We start from the raw sequence: 15136 nt of genomic DNA on the forward strand, positions 1-15136 counted from the left end.
CGGCCGGGTCAGGCGGAGATCAGCTCGGTCTCGCCGTCGCCCTTGTCGCCGGGCGCCGCCGCGTCCTTCTCCACCAGCGGCGTCTTCGGCAGGACCGCGTACAGCACCGCCGAGACGACGATCGTGGCGAGCCAGCCGAGGCCGTGGCGGCCGATCCAGGAGGTGGCGAGCGGGCCGCTGAACCAGTCGACCTTGGTGAAGAGCAGCCCCACCACGAGCGCCAGCGCCCACGCGGTCATGGCCTGCCAGGCGAAGCCCGCCTTGTACCAGTAGGCGCTGGTGCGCCCGGTGTCCATCAGGGCCTCGCCGTCGTACGTCCCGCGGCGCGGCATGTCGACGCCGAAGACGCCGATCCAGGCCGAGAACGCGACCGCGAGCAGGGTGAGGAAGGAGATGAACGAACCCATGAAGCTCGTCGCCACGTTCATCAGGATGTAGCCGAAGATCAGGCTGATGACCGCGTTCACACTGACGGCCCACGCGCGCGGGACCTTGATGCCGAGCGTCATGGCGGTGAAGCCCGCGGAGTACATCGACATCGAGTTGATCAGGAGCATGCCGAGCAGCGCCATGATCAGGTACGGCACCGCGATCCAGGTCGGGAGCAGCGAGCCGAGGAAGGAGACCGGGTCCGCCGCGGTGGAGAGCTTCGGCGCGGAGACCGCCATGACGGCGCCCATCAGGACCATCGGCACGACGACGATGCCGGCGCCGCCGACGGCGTGGCCGACCAGCGGCTTGTTCGAGGCCGTGCGCGGCAGGTAGCGGGTGAAGTCCGGGCCCGTCGGGACCCAGCTGATGCCGCCCGCGGCGATCGTGCCGACGCCGGCGACCATCATCGCGGTGGAGCCCGCGGGCTTGTCGAAGACGGCGGACCAGTCGGTCTCGGCGAGGAGGTAGACCAGCACGAGCACGCTGAAGGCGCCGAAGGCGTACGTCGACCACGTGCTGCAGATGTGCAGGATCTTCCTGCCGAGGCCGCTGATCAGGAACGTGCAGGTGACGAAGGCCACCAGCGTCACGACCGTCAGCCAGGTGGTGGACTCGACGCCGAAGCAGATGTTCAGGACGGTGATGATCGCGTACGCGCCCGTGACCGCGTTGATCGTCTCCCAGCCCCAGCGGGCGACCCAGATCAGCGCGCCGGGGAAGAGGTTGCCGCGCTGGCCGAAGACGGCGCGGGAGAGCGTCATGCCCGGTGAGCCGCCGCGCTTGCCCGCGATGGAGATCAGCCCGACCAGGCCGTAGCTCAGCAGGGGCGAGACGAGCGCGACGACGAGGACCTGCCAGAAGTTCAGGCCGTTGGAGACGATCAGGCCCGCGCCCATGGTGAGCAGCAGGACGCTGATGTTGGCCGCCACCCAGGTGGGGAACAGTTCGCGGGTCCGGCCCGTGCGCTCGGCGTCGGGGACCGGCTCAAGGCCGCGTGTCTCGAGGGCGCCTTCGGATTCGGCGGTGGTGCTCATGGGGGTGGGTCCGTGCCTCTCGCTCGGCTCGCAACGTCGCGATCCGTCGGTGGGGGTGATCGCGATGGACTCTACGCGCGTTGATGCGGCAGCTCCATCGTACTTTAGTCCGAGTAGTACCTTCAAACGGCTTATGTTCTTTGGAGGAAGACACAATCTGGGCCCCGGCGGTACCCATGGCCGATACTGGACGGGTTATGGAAATCGTCATCCTTGCTGTAGTCATCGCCGTGGTCGTGATCGGCGCGCTCGGCGGGCTCGTGGTCGGCAGCCGCAAGAAGAAGCGGCTGCCCCCGAAGGCCCCGTCGAGCACGCCCACCATCACCGCCCCTCCCGCCGAACCCAAGGTCGGCGACGAGGCCGAGACGCCGCGCGACGAAACGCGCCGAACGATCGAGGAGGTGAAGCTCCCGCTCGTCGAGCCGACGGCCTCGGCCCCGGTCGTCGACGAGGCGGTCGTCACCGAGCCGGCCGCGCCGGAGATCGAGACCCCCGAGCCGACCGCGGGACGACTGGTCCGACTGCGCACCCGGCTCTCCCGCTCGCAGAACGCGCTCGGCAAGGGGCTGCTCACGCTGCTGTCCCGCGAGCACCTGGACGAGGACACCTGGGAGGAGATCGAGGACACGCTGCTGACCGCCGACGTCGGCGTGGCGCCCACGCAGGAGCTCGTGGAGCGGCTGCGCGAGCGCGTCAGGGTCCTCGGCACCCGTACGCCCGAGGAGCTGCGCACGCTGCTGCGCGAGGAGCTGCTCACCCTCGTCGGCACGGACCTCGACCGTGCCGTGAAGACCGAGTCGGGCCTGGAGACGCCCGGCATCGTGATGGTCGTCGGGGTCAACGGCACCGGCAAGACCACCACCACGGGCAAGCTCGCGCGCGTCCTCGTCGCCGACGGCCGCTCCGTCGTCCTCGGCGCCGCCGACACCTTCCGCGCCGCCGCCGCCGACCAGCTCCAGACCTGGGGCGAGCGCGTCGGCGCCCGTACGGTGCGGGGCCCCGAGGGCGGCGACCCCGCCTCGATCGCGTTCGACGCGGTCAAGGAGGGCATCGCGGAGGGCGCGGACGTCGTCCTCATCGACACCGCGGGCCGGCTGCACACCAAGACGGGCCTCATGGACGAGCTCGGCAAGGTCAAGCGCGTCGTCGAGAAGCATGCGCCGCTCGACGAGGTCCTGCTCGTCCTGGACGCCACGACCGGCCAGAACGGCCTGGTGCAGGCGCGGGTCTTCGCCGAGGTCGTCAACATCACGGGCATCGTCCTGACCAAGCTGGACGGCACCGCCCGTGGCGGCATCGTCGTCGCCGTCCAGCGCGAACTGGGCGTCCCGGTCAAGCTCATCGGCCTGGGCGAGGGCGCGGACGACCTGGCGCCGTTCGAGCCCGAGGCGTTCGTGGACGCGCTGATCGGCGACTGAGGGCCTGCGTCACGACCCCGGCCGGGCGCGCGACGCCCGGCACGGGGTGCGGGGTACCCCCCGTCAAGGACACAGCCTCCCGCGTCTCGTACGCCTCGTACGCCTCCCGCGTCCGTAGGGCGCGCGCGAAGAAGGGCCCCCTCGCATGGTGCAGATGCGAGGGGGCCCTCGTGTGTGTGCCGGGCCGCGCGGGTCGGCCCCGGGGAGCCGCGGGCCCGCCCCGGGGAGCGGTGGGCCTACCCGGGGGAGCGGTGCACCACGTACGCCAGGGTGCCGAGGACGACGCGGGCCTGCGGCGGTTCCGTCGCCGAGTCCAGGGCGGGGGAGCGCAGCCAGCGCACCGGGCCGAGGCCGCCGCGGTCGGACGGGGGCGCCGTGATGTGCTCGCCGGGGCCCAGGCCGTGCAGGTCGAGCCCGGCGTCGTCCCAGCCCATGCGGTAGAGCAGCCTGGGGAGTTCGGCCGCGGCGCCCGGGGCGACGAAGAACTGCGCGCGGCCCTCGGGCGTGACGGCCACGGGCCCGAGCGGCAGGCCCATGCGCTCCAGGCGGACCAGCGCGCGCCGCCCCGCGGACTCCGCCACTTCGAGGACGTCGAAGGCCCGGCCCACGGGCAGCAGCACGGCGGCTCCGGGGAACTCGGCCCAGGCCGCGGCCGCTTCGTCCAGCGTGGCCCCGGCGGGGACCGCCCGCGCGAAGCCGAGGGGGTGGGCGCCGGGTGCGGCGCAGGCGGGGGTGCCGCAGGAGCAGACGCCGTCCAGGGCGCGGGCGCCGGGGACCACGTCCCAGCCCCACAGGCCCGTGTACTCCGCCACCACCGTGCAGTCCGACGTGCGGCCGCGCCGCCGTGCTCCTGCCCGGGGCCTGTCGGTCCCCCGGGTGCCGCCGATCGTGAAGCCCATGCCCCCTCCAACGGGTCGAGCGTGCCACGGTTACGTATAGGAATCGGATCGTGACGCTGCGCTCTATAGGCGGCGCTCGAAGGATTCAGGGGTGGTGTGCACGGCGGCACGCGCCCCGGCGCACTCCGCTCCACCAACTTTCGGCCGCCCTCTGTCAAGTGAATCGCTTGTAGCGGCCGGGGAGTTCATTCGAAGGGGTGGCGAATGGTGGCGTTTCCGCGACTGCCCTCGCCGGAGGCGTGATCGTGGGATTACTGTCGGTACACGGCCCTTGAGGTCCGAGCGCCCGTGGGTATGCCGGAGGCAAGTCGGCTTCCTGTTCGACGGGTGACATTCTCCGGACGGGCCGCCGTGACAGGCGGCATTCTGTTAGGGCTTGGCGTGACAGTGCGTGGACGGCGCGCAGGTGTCTCAAGGGATGGGGGCGTTCCAGTGGGCGGCAGTGGCGGAAGCGGTGCGAACGCTGAGAAGCGCCCCAACGAGATGCTCACGTCCTGGTTCGTGCGCAGCGGCTGGTCGAAGGGCGAGCTGGCCCGCCAAGTGAACCGCAGGGCGCGGCAGTTGGGTGCCCACCACATCTCCACCGACACGTCCCGCGTGCGCCGCTGGCTGGACGGCGAGAATCCCCGCGAGCCCATTCCGCGCATCCTGTCCGAGCTGTTCTCCGAGCGCTTCGGCTGCGTCGTCGCCGTCGAGGACCTGGGGCTGCGCGCCACCCACCGCACGCCCGCCTCCTCCGGCGTCGACCTGCCCTGGACCGGACCGCAGACCGTCGCGCTGATGAGCGAGTTCTCGCGCAGCGACCTGATGCTCGCCCGCCGCGGCTTCCTCGGCGCCTCGCTCGTGCTCTCCGCGGGCCCGGCCCTGATCGAGCCCATGCAGCGCTGGCTCGTGCCCTCGCCCTCGGCACCGCAGGAGGAGCCGGAGCCCGTCGCCTCGCGCCGCCCGGCCAGGCTCTCCAAGCCGGAGCTGGACCTCCTGGAGTCCACCACGGTGATGTTCCGCCAGTGGGACGCCCAGTGCGGCGGCGGGCTGCGGCGCAAGGCCGTGGTCGGGCAGCTCCACGAGGTGACGGACCTGCTGCAGGAGCCCCAGTCCGGCGCCACCGCCAAGCGCCTGTTCAAGGTCGCGGGCGAGCTGGCCGAGCTGGCGGGTTGGATGAGCTATGACGTGGGGCTCCAGCCCACCGCCCAGAAGTACTTCGTCCTGGCCCTGCACGCCGCGAAGGAGGCGGGCGAGAAGGCCCTCGGGTCGTACATCCTCTCCAGCATGAGCCGCCAGATGATCCACCTCGGCCGGCCCGACGACGCGCTGGAACTGATCCACCTCGCGCAGTACGGCAGCCGGGACTGCGCCGGACCGCGCACCCAGGCCATGCTGTACGCGATGGAGGCACGGGCGTACGCCAGCATGGGCCAGCCCGGCAAGTGCAAGCGGGCCGTGCGCATGGCCGAGGACACCTTCGCCGACGCGGAGGACTTCGGCGAGCCCGAGCCGGACTGGATCCGCTTCTTCTCCGAGGCCGAGCTGAACGGGGAGAACGCCCACTCCTTCCGCGACCTGGCCTATGTGGCGGGCCGCAGCCCGGCCTACGCCTCACTGGCCGAGCCCGTCATGGACCGCGCCGTGGAGCTCTTCGAGAAGGACCAGGAGCACCAGCGTTCGTACGCCCTGAACCTCATCGGCAAGGCCACCGTCCACCTGCTCCAGCGCGAGCCCGAGCAGAGCACGGTCCTCGCCGGCCGGGCCCTGGACATCGCCAAGAAGGTCCGCTCCGAGCGGGTCAACACCCGGCTGCGCAAGACCGTCGACACCGCCGTGCGGGACTTCGGCGACGTCGCCGAAGTCGTGGAGATCACGGAGCGGCTGGCCATCGAGATGCCGGAGACCGCGGAGGCGGTCTGAGGACCGGCGAGACCGCTCCGGCCGCGGCGGGACCATCCCTCACAGCCCGACTCGGCTCCCCCATGCCAGGTCAGCCGGGTGGCCGCCGCGGCCGGTCCTCGCGTTCCGCGCAGGGTATGCGGGCGTACCCCGCCCGACCCGGCAGTTCATGGCCGCGTAACACGCACGACCTCTTCGTCACCGCGGTGAAACACCGGGGGGCGCCCGTCGAAACCGCGCCGCGCCAGTGTTCTGGGGCACGACAGGCCACGCCCCACCCCACGGGTCTCGCCGCACCGCCGCATACGACGACGAGGAGACGCCGATGCCCCCAGGCATCACGATCGCCGCAGACGCCCCCGAGCTGTCCGCCGCGAACACCGGGTTCATGCTCATCTGTTCCGCCCTGGTGATGCTCATGACCCCGGGCCTCGCCTTCTTCTACGGAGGCATGGTCCGCGTCAAGAGCACCCTGAACATGCTGATGATGAGCTTCATCAGCCTCGGCATCGTCACCGTCCTGTGGGTCCTCTACGGCTTCTCCGTCGCCTTCGGCACCGACCACGGCGGCCTCATCGGCTGGGACGGCGGCTACGTGGGCCTCAGCGGCATCGGCGTCGACCAGCTCTGGGACGGCTACACCATCCCGGTGTACGTCTTCGCCGTCTTCCAGCTGATGTTCGCCGTCATCACGCCCGCCCTGATCAGCGGCGCCCTCGCGGACCGCGTGAAGTTCACGGCCTGGGCGCTCTTCGTCGTCCTGTGGGCCACGATCGTGTACTTCCCCGTCGCGCACTGGGTGTGGGGCGCCGGCGGCTGGGCCTTCGAACTCGGCGTCATCGACTTCGCGGGCGGCACGGCCGTGCACATCAACGCCGGAGCCGCGGCGCTCGGCGTCATCCTGGTCATCGGCAAGCGCGTCGGCTTCAAGAAGGACCCGATGCGGCCCCACTCGCTGCCGCTGGTGATGCTCGGCGCGGCCCTGCTCTGGTTCGGCTGGTTCGGCTTCAACGCCGGGTCGTGGCTGGGCAACGACGACGGCGTCGGCGCGCTCATGTTCCTCAACACGCAGGTCGCCACCGCCGCCGCCATGCTCGCCTGGCTCATCTACGAGAAGATCCGCCACGGAGCCTTCACCACGCTCGGCGCGGCATCGGGCGCGGTCGCGGGACTCGTCGCCATCACCCCGTCCGGCGGCTCCTGCTCCCCGCTCGGCGCCATCGCCATCGGCGCCATCGCCGGTCTGCTCTGCGCCATGGCGGTCGGCCTGAAGTTCCGGTTCGGCTACGACGACTCCCTCGACGTCATCGGCGTCCACCTCGTCGGCGGTGTCGTCGGCTCCGTCCTCGTCGGCTTCTTCGCCACCGGTGGCGGCCAGTCCGACGCCACGGGCCTCTTCTACGGAGACCACTCCCTCACCCAGCTGTGGAAGCAGCTCGCGGGCGTCGGAGCGGTCCTCGCCTACTCCCTGGTCGCCTCCGCGGTCCTCGCCCTCCTGATCGACAGGACCATCGGGATGCGGGTCGGCGAGGATGTCGAGGTCGCGGGCATCGACCAGGTCGAACACGCCGAGACGGCATACGACTTCAGCGGCGCCGGCGGCGGCACCGCCCCGCGCACGGCGGCGGCACCCGCCCCGGCCACGGACACGCCCCAGGCACAGGCACAGGCACAGGCACAGCGGAACAAGAAGGTGGACGCATGAAGCTCATCACCGCGGTCGTCAAGCCGCACCGGCTCGACGAGATCAAAGAGGCGCTCCAGGCCTTCGGCGTCCACGGCCTGACCGTCACCGAGGCCAGCGGATACGGCCGCCAGCGCGGGCACACCGAGGTCTACCGGGGCGCCGAGTACACGGTGGACCTCGTGCCGAAGATCCGTATCGAGGTGCTCGTCGAGGACGACGACGCCGAACAGCTCATCGAAGTCGTGGTCAAGGCCGCCCGTACCGGCAAGATCGGAGACGGCAAGGTCTGGTGCGTCCCCGTCGACACGGCCGTCCGGGTGCGCACCGGCGAGCGCGGACCCGACGCGCTCTGACCGGCCGCACACCACGAAGCGGAACCGAGCGGGACTGGACAGGAGCTGCCGGGTGAGGGGCATGGACGTCACGACAGAAGCGGAAGAACCCGGACCCGGCGGCTACGCGGCGGCCCGGCTGCGGCTCCTCCACGAGGAGTCGCGGTCCGGGCCGCCGCGCCGTTCCGCCCTCTCCGGCCTCACCGACGACTGGCTCGCCGGGCTCTTCCGGGCCGGGGGCGGCAGGGACGGCGTCCCCCGGGGCACCGCGCTCGTCGCGGTCGGCGGCTACGGGCGCGGCGAACTCTCCCCGCGCAGCGACCTCGACCTGCTCCTGCTGCACGACGGCAGCGCCGACGCCGGGCGGGTGGCCGCCCTCGCCGACCGCCTCTGGTACCCCGTGTGGGACCTCGGCATCGCCCTCGACCACTCCGTGCGCACGCCGTCCGAGGCGCGCGGGACCGCCGCCGACGACCTCAAGGCCCACCTCGGGCTGCTCGACGCGCGGCACATCGCGGGCGACGCCGTACTGACCACCGGGCTGCGGGCCGCCGTCTTCGCCGACTGGCGCAACCAGGCCCCCAAGCGGCTGCCCGAGCTGCGGGAGCTGTGCGAGGAGCGGGCCGAGCGCCACGGCGAGCTGGGCCATCTGCTCGAACCCGACCTCAAGGAGGCCAGGGGCGGGCTGCGGGACCTCACCGCGCTGCGCGCCGTCGCCGCCTCCTGGCTCGCCGACGCCCCGCGCGAGGGCCTCGCCGACGCCCGGCGGCGGCTCCTCGACGTCCGCGACGCCCTGCACCTCGCCACCGGCCGGGCCACCGACCGGCTCGCCCTCCAGGAGCAGGACCAGGTCGCCGCCGGACTCGGCCTGCTGGACGCCGACGCGCTCCTGCGCCAGGTGTACGAGGCGGCCCGCGTCGTCTCCTACGCCGGTGACGTCACCTGGCGCGAGGTCGGCCGCGTGCTGCGCGCCAGGGCCGTGCGGCCACGGCTGCGCGCCGTCCTCGGCGGTGGCCGGGCCGCCGCCGAGCGGTCGCCGCTGGCCGAGGGCGTCGTGGAACAGGACAGGGAGGCCGTGCTCGCCCGCGCCGCGCGGCCCGAACGCGATCCCGTCCTGCCGCTGCGGGCCGCCGCTGCCGCCGCCCAGGCCGGGCTGCCGCTGTCCCGGCACGCCGTACGCCGCCTCGCCGCCACGGCGCGGCCCCTGCCCGCGCCGTGGCCCGCGGAGGCGCGTGAACAGCTCGTGACGCTCCTCGGCGCGGGGCGGCCGACCGTACAGGTGTGGGAGGCGCTGGAGGCCGAGGGGTTCATCACCCGGCTGCTCCCCGACTGGGAGCGCGTGCGGTGCAGGCCGCAGCGCAACGCCGTCCACACCTGGACGGTCGACCGGCACCTCGTGGAGACGGCGGTACGGGCCGCCGGTCTCACCCGGCGGGTCGGCCGGCCCGACCTGCTTCTCGTGGCGGCTCTGCTGCACGACATCGGCAAGGGCTGGCCGGGGGACCACTGTGTGGCGGGGGAGACCATCGCGAAGGACGCCGCGGCCAGGTTCGGCTTCGACGGCGCCGACACGGCGGTCCTCGCCCGTCTCGTCCGCCACCACCTGCTGCTCGTCGAGACGGCGACGCGGCGCGACCTCGACGATCCGGCGACGGTACGGGGCGTCGCCGACGCCGTCGGGACCGCGGGGACCCTTGAGCTGCTGCACGCGCTGACGGAGGCGGACGCCCTGGCCACCGGGCCCGCCGCCTGGTCCGCGTGGCGCGGCGCGCTCGTCGCCGACCTGGTGAAGCGGGTGGACGCGGTGCTCTCGGGCGACGGGCCCGACGGTACGCCGGCGGACGGGGCCGCGCCCTCGACCGCGCCCTCGACCGCGCCCTCGGCCGAGCCCTCCGCCGAGCAGGAGCGGCTCGCCGTGGAGGCGCACCGCACGGGCGGCCCGGTGCTCGCGCTGCGGCCCGCCGACGACGAGGCGCTCGGCGTGGAGCTCGTGGTGGCCGTGCCCGAGCGGCCGGGGGTGCTGCCCGCCGTGGCCGGGGTGCTAGCGCTGCACCGGCTCGCGGTGCGGACGGCGGAGCTGCGCGAGGTGGCGCTGCCGTCCGGCATCGACACCTCCGTCCTGCTGCTGAGCTGGCGGGTCGCCGCGGAGTACGGGTCCTTGCCGCAGGCGTCGCGGCTCCGGGCCGATCTGGTGCGCGCCCTCGAAGGATCGCTCGACATCGAGAGCCGCCTCGCGGAACGGGACGCCGCCTACCCCCGCCGCCGCGGCACGGTCGCGCCGCCGCCCCGCGTCACGGTGGCCCCGGCCGCCTCCCGTCTCGCCACGGTCATCGAGGTCAGGGCCCAGGACGCGCCCGGCCTGCTGCACCGCATCGGGCGGGCCCTTGAGGACGCGGGGGTGCGGGTGCGCAGCGCCCACGTCTCGACGCTGGGGGCGAACGCGGTCGACGCCTTCTACGTGACGGGGCTCGACGGGCTGCCGCTGGCGGGGGAGGGCGCGGCGGGGGTCGCGCGGGGCGTGGAGGGGGTTCTGCGGGGCACGTGACCCCTGAGAGGACCGGCCGCCGGGGCAAGAGCCGCCCAGCGCCCCGGGCACCGACCGGCGACCGATACCCTGGAAGGCGACCTGTCAGCCCTCCCCTCAGCTCTGGACACCGCCGGAGCGCGGGGCGCCCCTTCGACCCGAGGATTCGCGACCGCCGTGTTCGATACTCTCTCCGACCGCCTCGCAGCGACATTCAAGAACCTCCGGGGCAAGGGCCGCCTGTCCGAGGCGGACATCGACGCCACGGCGCGCGAGATCCGCATCGCCCTCCTTGAGGCGGACGTGGCCCTGCCCGTCGTCCGCGCCTTCATCAAGCAGATCAAGGAGCGCGCGGCCGGCGCCGAGGTCTCCCAGGCCCTCAACCCCGCCCAGCAGGTCATCAAGATCGTCAACGAGGAGCTCGTCGGCATCCTCGGCGGCGAGACGCGGCGCCTGCGGTTCGCGAAGACCGGCCCGACGGTCATCATGCTCGCGGGCCTCCAGGGCGCCGGCAAGACGACCCTCGCGGGCAAGCTCGGCCTCTGGCTGAAGGGCCAGGGCCACAGCCCGCTCCTGGTCGCCTGCGACCTTCAGCGCCCCAACGCCGTCAACCAGCTCAGCGTCGTCGCCGAGCGCGCCGGCGTCGGCGTGTACGCCCCGGAGCCGGGCAACGGCGTCGGTGACCCGGTGCGGGTCGCCGAGGACTCCGTCGAGTTCGCCAAGACCAAGCAGTACGACGTGGTCATCGTCGACACCGCGGGCCGCCTCGGCATCGACCAGGAGCTGATGCGGCAGGCCGCGGACATCCGTGACGCGGTCCGCCCCGACGAGGTCCTCTTCGTCGTCGACGCCATGATCGGCCAGGACGCGGTCAACACGGCCGAGGCGTTCCGCGACGGCGTCGGCTTCGACGGCGTGGTGCTCTCCAAGCTGGACGGCGACGCGCGCGGTGGTGCCGCCCTGTCGATCGCGCAGGTCACGGGCCGCCAGATCATGTTCGCCTCCAACGGCGAGAAGCTGGACGACTTCGACGCGTTCCACCCGGACCGCATGGCGTCCCGCATCCTCGGCATGGGCGACATGCTCACGCTCATCGAGAAGGCCGAGCAGACCTTCTCCCAGCAAGAGGCCGAGAAGATGGCCTCCAAGCTGGCGAGCAGCAAGGGCAAGGACTTCACGCTCGACGACTTCCTGGCCCAGATGGAGCAGGTCAGGAAGATGGGCAGCATCAGCAAGCTGCTCGGGATGATGCCCGGCATGGGGCAGATCAAGGACCAGATCGCCAACCTCGACGAGCGCGACGTCGACCGCACCGCCGCCATCATCAAGTCGATGACGCCCGCGGAGCGCCACGAGCCGACCATCATCAACGGCTCCCGGCGCGCCCGTATCGCCAAGGGTTCCGGCGTCGAGGTCAGCGCCGTGAAGAACCTCGTCGAGCGGTTCTTCGAGGCGCGCAAGATGATGTCCCGCATGGCCCAGGGCGGCGGCATGCCGGGCATGCCCGGGATGCCGGGCATGGGCGGTGGCGCCGGCAAGCAGAAGAAGAAGCAGAAGCAGGCCAAGGGCAAGCGGAAGTCGGGCAACCCGATGAAGCGCAAGCAGGAGGAGCAGGAGGCCGCGGCGCGCCGCGAGGCCGCGGGCCAGGCGGGCGCCGCGCTCGGCCTGCCGGGCGCCCCGGCGGGCAAGGACTTCGAGCTGCCGGACGAGTTCAAGAAGTTCATGGGCTGACCGCGCGTCCGCGTCGTTCCAGGGCGCTCCCCGGTTCCGGGGGGCGCCCCCCGAGGTTCCCGGGCCTTGCCGCGCGCCCGCCGAGCAGAGTCCCCGCCAAGAGTGCTGACGTGCTGTTTGTGTCGTAACGTCCGGATATGAGCAACCCCGTGCCGCCGGACCGGGCGCCCGACAAGCCGTGGCGCTCCGAGGGCGCGCCCTCACCCGAGCCGGCGCCGCCGAAGCGGAGGATGCCGGGCGGCTGGGGCGGCCTCGTCCTGACGGCCCTGATCGTCTACCTCATCGCCAACATCGTGCTGAGCTTCTTCAGCGACGGCGACGAGCCGACCATCTCGTACACGGAGTTCAGCAAGCAGGTCGACGCCGGCAACGTCACGAAGATCTACTCCAAGGGCGACGCGATCCAGGGCCAGCTCAAGAAGGAGCAGGACAAGCCGGGCGACGCCAAGGGCACGTACACCAAGTTCACCACCCAGCGGCCGGCCTTCGCCGACGACAAGCTCTGGGACGACCTGACCGAGCACGGCGTCACCGTCACCGCCGAGCCCGTGGTGCGGGAGCGCAGCTTCCTCTCGAACCTGCTGATCTCCCTCGCCCCCATGCTGCTGCTCGTCCTCCTGTGGATCTTCATCGCGCGGCGTATGAGCGCGGGCATGGGCGGCGGAGGCGGCATGCTCGGGCGCAAGACCCCGCCCAAGCCGGTCGAGATCGAGCCCGGCGCCAAGCGGACGACCTTCGAGGACGTCGCGGGCATCGACGAGGTCGAGGGCGAGCTGAACGACGTCGTCGACTTCCTCAAGCACCCGGACGACTACCGTGCCATGGGCGCCAAGATGCCGCGGGGCGTACTGCTCGCCGGGCCGCCGGGTACGGGAAAGACGCTCCTCGCCCGTGCCGTCGCGGGCGAGGCGGGCGTGCCGTTCTTCTCGGCGTCCGCGTCGGAGTTCATCGAGATGATCGTGGGTGTGGGTGCCTCACGCGTGCGTGAACTCTTCTCCGAGGCCCGCAAGGTCGCGCCGTCGATCATCTTCATCGACGAGATCGACACGATCGGCCGCGCGCGGGGCGGTGGCGGTGCCATGGGCGGTCACGACGAACGCGAGCAGACCCTGAACCAGATCCTCACCGAGATGGACGGCTTCTCGGGAGCCGAGGGCGTCATCGTGCTCGCCGCCACCAACCGCGCCGACGTCCTCGACCCCGCGCTCACCCGCCCCGGCAGGTTCGACCGCGTCGTCAACGTCTCACCCCCCGACCGCGGGGGACGCGAGGCCATCCTCCGCATCCATACGAGGGCCATCCCGCTGGCCGACGACGTCGACCTCGCCCAGGTCGCCCGTACGACCCCCGGCATGACCGGCGCCGAGCTGGCCAACCTCGCCAACGAGGCCGCCCTCATCGCGGTCAAGCGCAAGCAGCGCGCGGTCACGCAGTCCGACCTCTCCGAAGCCATGGAGAAGGTGCAGCTCGGCGCGGAGCGGCCGCTGGTCATGCCGGAGGAGGAGCGCAGACGCACGGCGTACCACGAGAGCGGCCACGCCCTGCTCGGCATGCTGCAGCCCGGCGCCGACCCGGTCCGCAAGATCACGATCGTCCCGCGCGGGCGCGCGCTGGGCGTCACGCTGTCCACCCCCGACTCCGACAAGTACGCGTACACGGAGGAGTACCTCCGTGGTCGCATCATCGGTGCCCTCGGGGGCATGGCCGCCGAACACGTCGTCTACGGAGTCGTCACCACGGGTGCCGAGAACGACCTGGAGCAGGTCAGCGCCATCGCCCGCGGCATGGTCGGCCGCTGGGGCATGAGCGGGCGCGTGGGCCGCCTCTCCGCGCTCCCGGGCGACGCCCAGCAGGCGTACGGGCTCGCGGCCGCCCCGGAGACCCTGGACACGATCGACGCGGAGATGCGGCGGATCGTCGACGAGTGCTACGAGAACGCCTGCCGCCAGCTGCGCGACCACCGCGACAGGCTCGACGCGCTGGCCGCGGCACTGCTGGAGAACGAGACCCTGGAGGAGGCGGACGCCTACCGGGTCGCGGGGATCACGAGGGTGACCAAGGGCGGTGCCTAGGACCCGTATGCCGTACTGCCGCCCGTAGTCGCGCGGTCAGGACCCGGGGCGTCCGGGTGCCCGGGCGATCAGGTACCGGAAGACGTTCGACATCCACACGGTCCCGTCGCTCCTGCGGTGCGGGTGCAGGGCCTCCGTCAGCTCCTTGTCGACCTGCACCTGGTCCGTGGCGCCCACCGCCGCGTCGAACAGACCGGTCGAGAGCAGCCCGCGGACCGCGCTGTCGACGTCCGCGTAGCCGAAGGGGCACGCGACCCGACCCGAACCGTCCGGCTTGAGCCCCGCCCGCTGGGCGACCTCCTCCAGGTCGTCCCTGAGCGCCGGGCGCCAGCTGCCCGCACCGCGCATCGGGTCGGCGAGCTTGGCCGCCACCCGCAGGACGCCGGAGGTCGCGCAGCGCTCCGGCGGGCCCCAGCCGACGAGCACCACGGCCGCGCCGCGCACCGCCAGCGGAGCCGCCCCCTCCAAGAGGGTGGACAGCCCTTCGGAGTCACCCGCCAGGCACCCGATCGGGTGAAACGCGGTAATGAGGTCGTACGCCGGCGCCGCCGGGTCCGCCGCGTCCGCGGGACCGCCCTCGACGAGGGTCGCCCCGGCACGCGCGCGTGCCCCCGGTTTCGCGTCCGCCGCGGCGTCCGGCAGCAGCCGGGTCCGCGCGAGGGCCAGTCGCTCGGGCGCCGACGCCTCGACGCCGGTGACCGTGGCGCCCCGTGCCGCGGCCATCAAGAGGGCGAGCCCGGAGCCGCAGCCGAGGCCGAGCAGCCGGGTCCCCCGGCCCACTTCGAGCCGTTCGTACACCGCTTCATAGAGCGGGACCAGCATCCGTTCCTGAATCTCCGCCCAGTCACGCGCGCGTGCGCACAGGTCCACACGGGGCGCTGGGCCCGCGTGGGGGAGGTGCGACTGCGCGAGTGTTGGTGTCATCGAAAGCGCCCCAATCCGCTGAGAGTCATGGCCGTCCGGTGGCCAACGGTTCGTCCGCCCCCGTGCAGTGCGCCCGCACTCCCCCCGTATGCCAGAGAACTCCGCATCGGTCCCGGCGTCCAGTGGTTGTCGGGGACTGCTTGTGTGCCCCCTTCGTGCGCCCCCCGGAGGGCGATGTTCCGCGCCGGCGCCGGGAGTT

Annotated in this window: 10 protein-coding genes; 7 read left to right on the forward strand and 3 right to left on the reverse strand. The window is 72.5% G+C overall.

Annotated elements, in window-relative coordinates:
- Nucleotides 1–8: 8 nt before the first annotated feature.
- Entirely contained in the window at nucleotides 9–1466 is a 1458-nt protein-coding gene (locus AB0I16_RS24075; protein ID WP_363251585.1) for a cytosine permease, read from the reverse strand.
- A gap of 197 nt (nucleotides 1467–1663) precedes the next feature.
- On the opposite strand from AB0I16_RS24075, the gene ftsY reads away from it, so the two are divergent.
- Nucleotides 1664–2884, forward strand: coding sequence for a signal recognition particle-docking protein FtsY (gene ftsY, locus AB0I16_RS24080; protein WP_363251586.1), 1221 nt, complete (start codon nucleotides 1664–1666; stop codon nucleotides 2882–2884).
- Nucleotides 2885–3120: 236 nt separating this feature from the next.
- On the opposite strand, the gene AB0I16_RS24085 is transcribed toward ftsY, so the two are convergent.
- Entirely contained in the window at nucleotides 3121–3783 is a 663-nt protein-coding gene (locus tag AB0I16_RS24085; RefSeq protein ID WP_363251587.1) for a bifunctional DNA primase/polymerase, read from the reverse strand.
- A gap of 432 nt (nucleotides 3784–4215) precedes the next feature.
- On the opposite strand from AB0I16_RS24085, the gene AB0I16_RS24090 reads away from it, so the two are divergent.
- The 6 genes from AB0I16_RS24090 (at nucleotide 4216) to ftsH (ending at nucleotide 14013) form a co-directional block, all read left to right on the forward strand.
- Entirely contained in the window at nucleotides 4216–5688 is a 1473-nt protein-coding gene (locus AB0I16_RS24090; protein WP_363251588.1) for a hypothetical protein, read from the forward strand.
- Nucleotides 5689–5992: 304 nt separating this feature from the next.
- Nucleotides 5993–7372 (forward strand): ammonium transporter, encoded by a 1380-nt coding sequence (locus AB0I16_RS24095; protein WP_363251589.1) that lies wholly within the window; start codon nucleotides 5993–5995, stop codon nucleotides 7370–7372.
- Nucleotides 7369–7707 (forward strand): P-II family nitrogen regulator, encoded by a 339-nt coding sequence (locus tag AB0I16_RS24100; protein ID WP_062779349.1) that lies wholly within the window; start codon nucleotides 7369–7371, stop codon nucleotides 7705–7707. Before AB0I16_RS24095 ends, AB0I16_RS24100 begins: the two co-directional genes overlap by 4 nt.
- A 52-nt stretch (nucleotides 7708–7759) precedes the next feature.
- A complete protein-coding gene (locus AB0I16_RS24105; RefSeq protein ID WP_363251590.1) occupies nucleotides 7760–10231 on the forward strand; it encodes a [protein-PII] uridylyltransferase in 2472 nt (823 codons plus the stop codon).
- A 156-nt stretch (nucleotides 10232–10387) separates the two neighbouring features.
- A complete protein-coding gene (ffh, locus tag AB0I16_RS24110; protein WP_363251591.1) occupies nucleotides 10388–11941 on the forward strand; it encodes a signal recognition particle protein in 1554 nt (517 codons plus the stop codon).
- Between the two features lie 137 nt (nucleotides 11942–12078).
- On the forward strand, nucleotides 12079–14013 hold the full coding sequence (gene ftsH / locus AB0I16_RS24115; protein WP_363251592.1) for an ATP-dependent zinc metalloprotease FtsH: 1935 nt from the start codon (nucleotides 12079–12081) through the stop codon (nucleotides 14011–14013).
- Nucleotides 14014–14049: 36 nt separating this feature from the next.
- Here the strand turns inward: ftsH and AB0I16_RS24120 are convergent, their stop codons facing one another.
- Nucleotides 14050–14937, reverse strand: a complete 888-nt coding sequence (locus AB0I16_RS24120; RefSeq protein WP_363251593.1) for an SAM-dependent methyltransferase — start codon at nucleotides 14935–14937, stop codon at nucleotides 14050–14052.
- Nucleotides 14938–15136: the final 199 nt, after the last annotated feature.

The sequence above is a fragment of the Streptomyces sp. NPDC050703 genome (genome assembly GCF_040654435.1).
GTDB lineage: Bacteria > Actinomycetota > Actinomycetes > Streptomycetales > Streptomycetaceae > Streptomyces.

What these genes read in the sequence shown, in the direction of transcription:
- AB0I16_RS24075 (WP_363251585.1), bottom strand. Translation starts at nt 1,466, where the DNA reads ATGAGCACCACCGCCGAATCCGAAGGCGCCCTCGAGACACGCGGCCTT.
- ftsY (WP_363251586.1), top strand. Translation starts at nt 1,664, where the DNA reads ATGGAAATCGTCATCCTTGCTGTAGTCATCGCCGTGGTCGTGATCGGC.
- AB0I16_RS24085 (WP_363251587.1), bottom strand. Translation starts at nt 3,783, where the DNA reads ATGGGCTTCACGATCGGCGGCACCCGGGGGACCGACAGGCCCCGGGCA.
- AB0I16_RS24095 (WP_363251589.1), top strand. Translation starts at nt 5,993, where the DNA reads ATGCCCCCAGGCATCACGATCGCCGCAGACGCCCCCGAGCTGTCCGCC.
- AB0I16_RS24100 (WP_062779349.1), top strand. Translation starts at nt 7,369, where the DNA reads ATGAAGCTCATCACCGCGGTCGTCAAGCCGCACCGGCTCGACGAGATC.
- ftsH (WP_363251592.1), top strand. Translation starts at nt 12,079, where the DNA reads ATGAGCAACCCCGTGCCGCCGGACCGGGCGCCCGACAAGCCGTGGCGC.
- AB0I16_RS24120 (WP_363251593.1), bottom strand. Translation starts at nt 14,937, where the DNA reads ATGACACCAACACTCGCGCAGTCGCACCTCCCCCACGCGGGCCCAGCG.